The organism is Mesorhizobium sp. M7A.F.Ca.US.006.04.2.1, assembly GCF_004022915.1.
Taxonomy (GTDB): Bacteria; Pseudomonadota; Alphaproteobacteria; order Rhizobiales; family Rhizobiaceae; genus Mesorhizobium; species Mesorhizobium ciceri.
The window spans coordinates 1-8041 of sequence record NZ_RZQA01000213.1 but is presented as its reverse complement, the minus strand read 5'-3'; the positions used below and the strand labels follow the sequence as shown (position 1 = coordinate 8041).

Below are 8041 nucleotides of genomic sequence, written 5' to 3'. Positions count from 1 at the left end.
GGCACATACCGGCGAAGCATGGTCCTTAATCTGCCACGGCTCGGCGGAACGATCGCGTTCGTTTCCAATGGGATCCGAACAACGTTTGGCAGGGCATCGGCAATAGCATCCAACGCGCGCAGAGCCTCAGCTTTCGCCTCAGCGATCGCGTCTGCGCCCGCCCAACCCAGGGAACGCCTTCCATGAGGGAGTGAGCCCGCGCTGCGTTCCTCGTTCATTCGCCACCTGCTGATTGCGCCGCACAAAATCGTGCGGCCTGACATAGATCAGGGCGAGGGGGCGGCGGCTGCGCGATTAGTGCGCTGCGGATTTGGCATCCACCAGATTCGAGATCGGGATCTGCAATGAAATTCGGCACAGAGATCGTCCTTCTAAGCGTGTTCGCTTTTGCGGCCCTGGTGGCCGCCGGCTTCGGCGTGGATGAACCTTTCCGCCGACACATGTGGGTGTTGTTCTTCGCAGTGGCTGGTTTCACTGCGATCCTGTTGCGCAACACGGAGTTCAGGCCAGCAGCTCCGATTGACCCATCCGCTTACATGGATGGTCCGATCCGCTACGGCGCGATCGCCACCGTGTTCTGGGGTGTCGTCGGCATGCTGGTCGGCGTGGTGATCGCGCTGCAGCTCGCCTACCCCGATCTCAACATCCAGCCCTGGTTCAATTTCGGTCGTTTGCGGCCGTTGCACACATCCGGTGTCGTTTTCGCCTTCGGCGGCAACGCGCTGCTTTGCACGTCTCTGTATGTCGTGCAGCGCACCTGCCGCGCGCGCCTCTTCGGCCGTGATCTCGCCTGGTTCGTCTTCTGGGGCTACCAGCTGTTCATCGTCATGGCCGCGACCGGCTACCTGCTCGGCATCACCGAGGGCCGCGAGTACGCCGAACCCGAATGGTATGTGGATGTCTGGCTGACCATCGTCTGGGTCGCCTACCTCATTCTGTTCCTTGGCACGATCCTGAAGCGCAAGGAACCGCATATCTACGTGGCCAACTGGTTCTACCTGTCGTTCATCGTGACCATCGCGATGCTGCATGTGGTCAACAACCTGTCCATACCAGTCTCGTTCCCGGGCTCCAAGAGCTACTCCGCCTTTTCAGGGGTCCAGGACGCCTTGACGCAATGGTGGTACGGCCACAACGCGGTCGGCTTCTTTCTCACCGCCGGCTTCCTCGGCATGATGTATTATTTCGTGCCCAAGCAGGCGAACCGGCCAGTCTATTCGTACCGGCTGTCGATCGTCCATTTCTGGGCTATCATCTTTCTCTACATCTGGGCCGGGCCGCATCACCTGCACTACACCGCCTTGCCCGATTGGGCGCAGACGCTCGGCATGGTGTTCTCGATCATGCTGTGGATGCCGTCCTGGGGCGGCATGATCAACGGCCTGATGACGCTGTCCGGCGCCTGGGACAAGCTGCGCACCGATCCGATCATCCGCATGATGGTGATGGCCGTCGCCTTCTATGGCATGTCGACCTTCGAAGGCCCCATCATGGCGATCCGGGCGGTCAATTCGCTGTCGCATTATACCGACTGGACCATCGGGCACGTCCATTCGGGTGCGCTCGGCTGGGTCGGCATGATCTCGTTCGGCGCGATCTACTACATGGTCCCGAAGCTCTGGAACCGTCAACGGCTCTACTCGCTGAGGCTCGTCACCTGGCACTTCTGGCTGGCGACACTCGGGATCGTCGTCTACGCCGCGGTGATGTGGGTGTCCGGCATCATGCAGGGCCTGATGTGGCGCGAATATGGCGAGCAGGGCTTCCTGGTCTACTCCTTCGCCGAAACCGTCGCCGCCATGCACCCCTACTATGTCCTGCGCGCCATCGGCGGCGCCATGTACCTCTCCGGCGCCCTGATCATGGCCTGGAACATCACCAGGACCATCCTCGGCCACCAGCGCGAGGAGGAGCCGATGCCGAGCCCCGTCGCCATCCGACCTGCGCGATCAGGAGCCAGGTAATGGGCTTGATGGACAAACACGCAATCATCGAGAAGAACGCCACGCTTCTTCTCGTTGGCTCGCTGCTCGTGGTGACGGTCGGCGGCATCGTCGAGATCGCGCCTCTCTTCTATCTCGACAACACGATCGAGAAGGTGGAAGGCATGCGCCCCTATTCGCCGCTCGAACTTGTCGGGCGCAACATCTATATGCGCGAGGGCTGCTACCTCTGTCATAGCCAGATGATCAGGCCGTTCCGCGACGAAGTTGAGCGCTATGGCCACTACAGCCTGGCTGCCGAGTCCATGTACGATCACCCCTTCCAGTGGGGATCGAAGCGCACCGGGCCGGATCTCGCCAGAGTTGGCGACCGCTACTCGAATGCATGGCATGTCGCGCATCTTACCGACCCGCGCTCGGTGGTGCCGGAATCGATCATGCCGAGCTATGGGTTCCTGAAAGACACGCCGATCGACGTGAAGGATTTCTCGACGCATCTGGTCGCCAACAGGCTTGTAGCCGTCCCTTACACCGATGACATGATCGCCCACGCCAATGCGGATCTGGCGGCGCAGGCCGATCCCAATGCCGACACATCAGGCCTTGAGGCGCGTTACCCAAAAGCCAAGATCGGCGACTTCGACGGCAACCCGCAACAGGTCACCGAAATGGATGCCCTGCTCGCCTACCTGCAGATGCTTGGCACACTGGTCGACTTCAAAAATTACGACGAAGCCGCCGGCTACCGCTGAGGAGAACGCTGATGACCTACAATTTGATGCGGGCGTTTGCCGACAGCTGGGGCCTGGTTGCGATGGCGCTGTTCTTCGTGGGGTGCATCGCCTTTGCCCTACGCCCCGGCAGCCGAAGGCTGGCCGACGAAGCGGCCCGCATTCCGCTCGAGGACGAGTGATCATGAGCGACGAGCATATCGATGAAATCTCTGGCGTCTCGACCACCGGCCACGAATGGGATGGTATCCGGGAGCTGAACAACCCGCTTCCCAGATGGTGGGTTATCACTTTTTACGTCACCATTGTCTGGGCGATAGGCTACACCATTGCCTATCCAGCATGGCCTCTGTTGCACTCGGCGACAACGGGTGTGCTCGGCTATTCCAGCCGCAACGAGGTCAGGAACGAGCTGACCGCGGCTGAGGCCGCCAAGGGCAAATATATCTCGGCGGTGGAGTCCAAGAGCGTCTCGGAAATCGCCGCGGACGACGGCCTGCGCGAATTCGCAATCGCCGCCGGTGGCGCCGCTTTCAAGGTCAATTGCGTACAATGTCATGGCTCCGGCGCCCAGGGTTCCAAGGGCTTTCCCAATCTCAACGACGACGACTGGCTGTGGGGCGGCAAGGCCGAGCAGATCCAGCAGACGATTACGCACGGCATCCGCTTCGCATCCGATCCGGACACGCGCCTGTCGGAAATGCCGGCCTTCGGCGACATCATTACCGCCGACCAGATCGCACAAGTCAGCGCCTACGTGGCCAGCCTTTCCGGCAAGGTCCGCGATGCAAGTCTGATCCAACCCGGCGCCAAGGTCTTTGCCGAGAATTGCGTGGCCTGTCACGGCGACAATGCAAAAGGCAACAGGGAATTCGGCGCCCCCGACCTGACCGATGCGATCTGGCTCTATGGATCCGGTGAGACAGCCATCGCCGCACAGGTCCGTGCGCCAAAACAGGGCGTCATGCCGGCCTGGGTTGGCCGTCTCGGCGAGATCAAGGTCAAGGAACTTGCAGTTTATGTCCATTCGCTTGGCGGCGGAGAATAGGAATGGAAGGTCCTATTCTTCGGTCCCCCCTGCCAAGCGGACGAGGCCCGGCGTGAGCCGGGCCTCGACACCATCCCTAATGCGATCTGCACAACCCGGCAAGGCTATCCTACGGCGAGGCTTTACGACAGGTGCCCCTGACATTGGCTGGGAAAGTGGAGTTGCACATGCGTGACAAGACGCAGTTGACAGGGCTCGAAACAGAAACTGTCAATTCCGCCAAAACCCGCAAGCCGCTTTATGCCGCGCGTCAAAAGATCTTTCCGAAGCGCGCCTCGGGCAACTTTCGTCGCTTCAAATGGCTGGTGATGACGATCACACTTGGCATCTATTACCTGGCTGCGTGGCTGCCTTGGGCTCGCGGTCCATTTGCCCCGGACCAGGCAGTCCTGCTCGATCTCGCGAACCGGCGCTTCTACTTCTTCTTCATCGAGATATGGCCCCAGGAATTCTTCTATGTGGCCGGCCTCCTGGTCATGGCGGGCGTCGGTCTTTTCCTGATCACCTCGACTGTCGGCCGTGCCTGGTGCGGCTATGCATGCCCTCAGACGGTGTGGGTCGATCTGTTCCTCGTCGTCGAACGTGCGATAGAGGGCGACCGTAACGCTCGCATGAAACTCGATGCAGGCCCCTGGACCGCCCGCAAGCTGATGCTGCGCTTATCGAAGCACGCCGTCTGGCTGGTCATCGGTGCGGCGACCGGCGGCGCCTGGATTTTCTATTTTGCCGATGCGCCGACGCTGGTTGGCGAACTCTTCACCGGCACCGCGCCACCCGTCGCCTACATCACTGTCGCCGTGCTGACGGCTACCACCTACACGTTCGGCGGTCTGATGCGCGAGCAGGTCTGCACCTACATGTGCCCATGGCCGCGCATCCAGGCAGCGATGCTCGACGAAAGTTCTCTCACCGTCACCTACAATGACTGGCGCGGCGAACCGCGTTCTCGCCACGCCAAGAAGGTCCTTGCCGCAGGGCTGCCGGTCGGTGACTGCGTCGACTGCAATGCCTGCGTCGCGGTCTGCCCGATGGGGATCGACATCCGCGATGGCCAGCAGATGGAATGCATCACCTGCGCGCTGTGCATAGACGCCTGCGACGGGGTCATGGACAAGCTCGGCAAGGAGCGCGGGCTGATCTCCTATGCGACACTGTCCGACTACAACGCCAACATGATGCTGGCGACCGCGGGCGGCTCCAGTTCAGTCAACCCGTCGCAGGTCAGGACCGCTGATGGCCTGTTCTCCGACAAGGTGGCGCATTTCCATATCCGCAAGATCTTTCGGCCACGCACCTACGTCTACATGGGTATCTGGTCGCTGATCGGCCTGGGTCTGCTCTATTCGCTGCTGACGCGCGATCGGCTCGAAGTCAACGTGCTGCATGATCGCAATCCGCAATTTGTCACGCTGTCCGACGGCTCGATCCGCAACGGCTACACCGTCAAGCTGCTCAACATGATCCCCGAGCCAAGGACGATCGTTGTCGCGATTCAAGGCTTGCAGGGCGCCGAGATGAGCGTGGTCGGCGACGACATCCCGGAAGGCCGTTCTTTTGCCATTCCGGTCGAACCCGACCGCCTGAAAATGCTGAAGGTCTTCGTGCGCCAGCCGGCGGATCAAATCCAGGGCACAGCGCAGACCTTCAAGTTCCGTGTCGAGGACAAGGCGAGCTTCGAGGCGGACGAATACACCGCCACCTTCAACGCGCCGGAGACTGCCAGATGACCGCTAACGCTGAAAAACCCCGCGTATTCACCGGCAGGCACATGCTGGCCATCATCCTAGCCTTTTTCGGGGTGGTCATCGCGGTCAATCTGACGATGGCAACGCTCGCCAACACGAGCTGGACCGGCCTTGTCGTCGAAAACACCTATGTGGCGAGCCAGCAGTTCAACAAGAAGGCCGAGGAGGGGCGGGCGCAGGCAGCGCTCGGCTGGACCGGCAAGCTGACCATCGCATGGGGCGAGGTCCGCTATAGCCTTACCGACGCCGTCGGCAAGCCGATTGCCTTGCATGGCGTCAAGGTGCTGTTTCGCCATCCCGCCTACGAGAAAGAGGACAAGGCGGTCAACCTCGCCCTCGCCTCCGGCCAGGAATTCGCAGCCCAGCACATGCCGAAGGATGGCGTCTGGATCGTCGAAGTCGACGCTGACGCCGGTCTGGCCGAGCCCTACCGCGAAGTCCGCAGGATCATGATTTCCCATGGAGCGCTGAAATGAGTTGTTGTGCACCGGGCGCCGAAATGGCGCTTGATCTGGGCAGCACCACGTCGGTCCTGCCGTCTAGTCAAGAGATCAGGCTGGCGAGCCGATCGCTTGGAGATGATCTCCGCCAAACCGATCTTTCGGTGCCGAGCGTTCATTGCGCAGCTTGTATCCAGACGATCGAGACGGCGTTGGGAACGCTCGATCGCGTCGAGAGCGCCCGCGTCAACCTGTCGACGAAACGGGTCTCGGTCCGCTGGCGTGGCGACGAGGTTCCACCGTTCGTCGCCGCGCTTGGACGGCTCGGCTACCAGGCGCATCTCTTCGCCCCCGAGATTGATGAAAAGGACAGGACGCTTTCGGAGTTGATCCGCGCCGTCGCGGTTGCCGGGTTCGCGGCGGGCAATATCATGCTGCTTTCGGTCTCTGTCTGGTCCGGGGCCGAAGGGGCTACCCGCGACCTGTTTCACTGGGTCTCCGCATTGATCGCCATCCCAGCGCTCGCCTTCGCCGGCGGCATCTTCTTCCGCTCGGCCTGGAATGCACTGCGCCACGGCCGCATGAACATGGACGTGCCGATCGCGGTCGGAGTGTCGCTCGCTTACGCCATGAGCCTCTATGAGACGATCAACCATGGCGACCACGCCTATTTCGACGCGTCGGTTTCGCTGCTTTTTTTCCTTTTGATCGGCAGGACGCTGGATCACGTGATGCGCGAACGTGCCCGCACCGCGGTGAAAGGCCTGTCGCAGCTGGCCGCACGCGGCGCCATGGTGCTGCGCGGCGATGGCGCGCGCGACTATCTGCCGGTTGGCGAGATCGAACCGGGGATGCAGCTGCTGATCGCGGCCGGTGAAAGGATCCCCGTCGACGGCAAGATCATCCACGGAGCGTCTGATCTCGACTGCTCGCTGGCCTCAGGCGAAAGCGCGCCGAAAAACGTGGCGCCGGGCGAAGCCGTGCAGGCCGGCGTGCTCAATCTTACCGGCCCGCTGACGATCGAGGCGACCGCCGCCGCGAAGGATTCGTTCCTCGCCGAAATGGTTCGGCTGATGGAAGCCGCAGAGGGCGGTCGCGCGCACTATCGCCGCATCGCTGATCGCGTGTCGGCACTCTACGCGCCCGTGGTTCATCTCACCGCCTTCGTGACATTCCTGGGTTGGATGGCGGCGACGGGCGACTGGCACCGGGCGATGACGATCGCCATTGCCGTTCTGATCATCACCTGCCCGTGCGCGCTCGGCCTCGCCGTACCGATCGTTCAGGTGGTCGCCGCGCGGCGTCTGTTCGAGAACGGCATCATGGTCAAGGACGGTTCGGCCATGGAGCGCCTGGCGACGATTGATAACGCAGTGTTCGACAAGACCGGAACGCTCACGCTCGGACAACCCCGGCTCCTCAATGCATCGTCGATCGATCCGGCCATGCTGGCAATCGCGGCAGACATGGCCGCGCACTCGCGTCACCCGTTTTCAAAGGCCATAACCGGCTTTGCCGCTCCTGGCGGGCAACACAAATTCGATGCCGTCACAGAGCATCCGGGGTTCGGGATCGAAGCCACTGTCGCCGGAAGCATCTGGCGGCTGGGTCGACGCGGATGGGCTGGATGGAAGGCCCGGACCGGTGGTGAAGGCAACCATGGCTATGGCGGAACGGTGCTGACAAAAGACGGGTTCATTGTCGCGACCTTCGATTTCGAGGATGCGCTGCGCGCCGACGCGGCGGCGGCGATCAAGCGATTGAACGATACTGGGGTGTCGATGCAAATGCTGTCGGGCGATACCGCAGGTGCCTGCGGTGAAGTTGCAAGAATGCTGGGTGTCGAGGACTTCGTTCCGTGCCTGCTGCCGTCGGGCAAGGTCGAGCGCATCGAGACCCTGGCGAAAGACGGACACAAGGTTCTGATGGTTGGCGACGGCCTCAACGACACGCCGGCGCTGAGCGCGGCGCATGTCTCGATCGCTCCGGCCACCGCCGCCGACATTGGCCGCAATGCCGCCGACTTCGTATTCCTGCGCGAAAGCCTTCTGGCAGTGCCTCTCGCGCTGGACGTCTCGCGCAAGGCGGGACACCTGATCCGCCAGAACATCGCGATTGCGATCGTCTACAATGC

General features: G+C 61.9%; 7 protein-coding genes. All 7 read left to right on the top strand.

All coding sequences use genetic code 11. The features are described from left to right. Positions 1-344 precede the first annotated feature (344 nt). Complete coding sequence (gene ccoN, locus EN925_RS13840; protein ID WP_063169225.1) at positions 345-1964, top strand: cytochrome-c oxidase, cbb3-type subunit I; 1620 nt, start codon at positions 345-347, stop codon at positions 1962-1964. Next, a complete protein-coding gene (gene ccoO, locus EN925_RS13835) occupies positions 1964-2695 on the top strand; it encodes a cytochrome-c oxidase, cbb3-type subunit II (protein ID WP_063169224.1) in 732 nt (243 codons plus the stop codon). The genes ccoN and ccoO overlap by 1 nt, the downstream gene beginning before the upstream one ends. Positions 2696-2706: 11 nt before the next feature. Further along, complete coding sequence (locus tag EN925_RS13830) at positions 2707-2856, top strand: cbb3-type cytochrome c oxidase subunit 3 (RefSeq protein WP_024502864.1); 150 nt, start codon at positions 2707-2709, stop codon at positions 2854-2856. Between the two features lie 2 nt (positions 2857-2858). Continuing rightward, positions 2859-3722 (top strand): cytochrome-c oxidase, cbb3-type subunit III, encoded by an 864-nt coding sequence (gene ccoP / locus EN925_RS13825; protein ID WP_063169223.1) that lies wholly within the window; start codon positions 2859-2861, stop codon positions 3720-3722. A gap of 167 nt (positions 3723-3889) precedes the next feature. Then, positions 3890-5449, top strand: a complete 1560-nt coding sequence (gene ccoG, locus EN925_RS13820; protein ID WP_063169222.1) for a cytochrome c oxidase accessory protein CcoG — start codon at positions 3890-3892, stop codon at positions 5447-5449. Beyond that, entirely contained in the window at positions 5446-5943 is a 498-nt protein-coding gene (locus EN925_RS13815; RefSeq protein WP_063169221.1) for a FixH family protein, read from the top strand. Before ccoG ends, EN925_RS13815 begins: the two co-directional genes overlap by 4 nt. Then, positions 5940-8041: heavy metal translocating P-type ATPase (locus EN925_RS13810; RefSeq protein WP_128336618.1), on the top strand; the 2102-nt coding region annotated here is incomplete at its 3' end. The genes EN925_RS13815 and EN925_RS13810, both read left to right, overlap by 4 nt.

Coding starts and splice junctions, on each gene's coding strand:
- ccoP (WP_063169223.1), top strand. CDS start 2,859: ATGAGCGACGAGCATATCGATGAAATCTCTGGCGTCTCGACCACCGGC.
- EN925_RS13830 (WP_024502864.1), top strand. CDS start 2,707: ATGACCTACAATTTGATGCGGGCGTTTGCCGACAGCTGGGGCCTGGTT.
- EN925_RS13815 (WP_063169221.1), top strand. CDS start 5,446: ATGACCGCTAACGCTGAAAAACCCCGCGTATTCACCGGCAGGCACATG.
- ccoO (WP_063169224.1), top strand. CDS start 1,964: ATGGGCTTGATGGACAAACACGCAATCATCGAGAAGAACGCCACGCTT.
- ccoN (WP_063169225.1), top strand. CDS start 345: ATGAAATTCGGCACAGAGATCGTCCTTCTAAGCGTGTTCGCTTTTGCG.
- ccoG (WP_063169222.1), top strand. CDS start 3,890: ATGCGTGACAAGACGCAGTTGACAGGGCTCGAAACAGAAACTGTCAAT.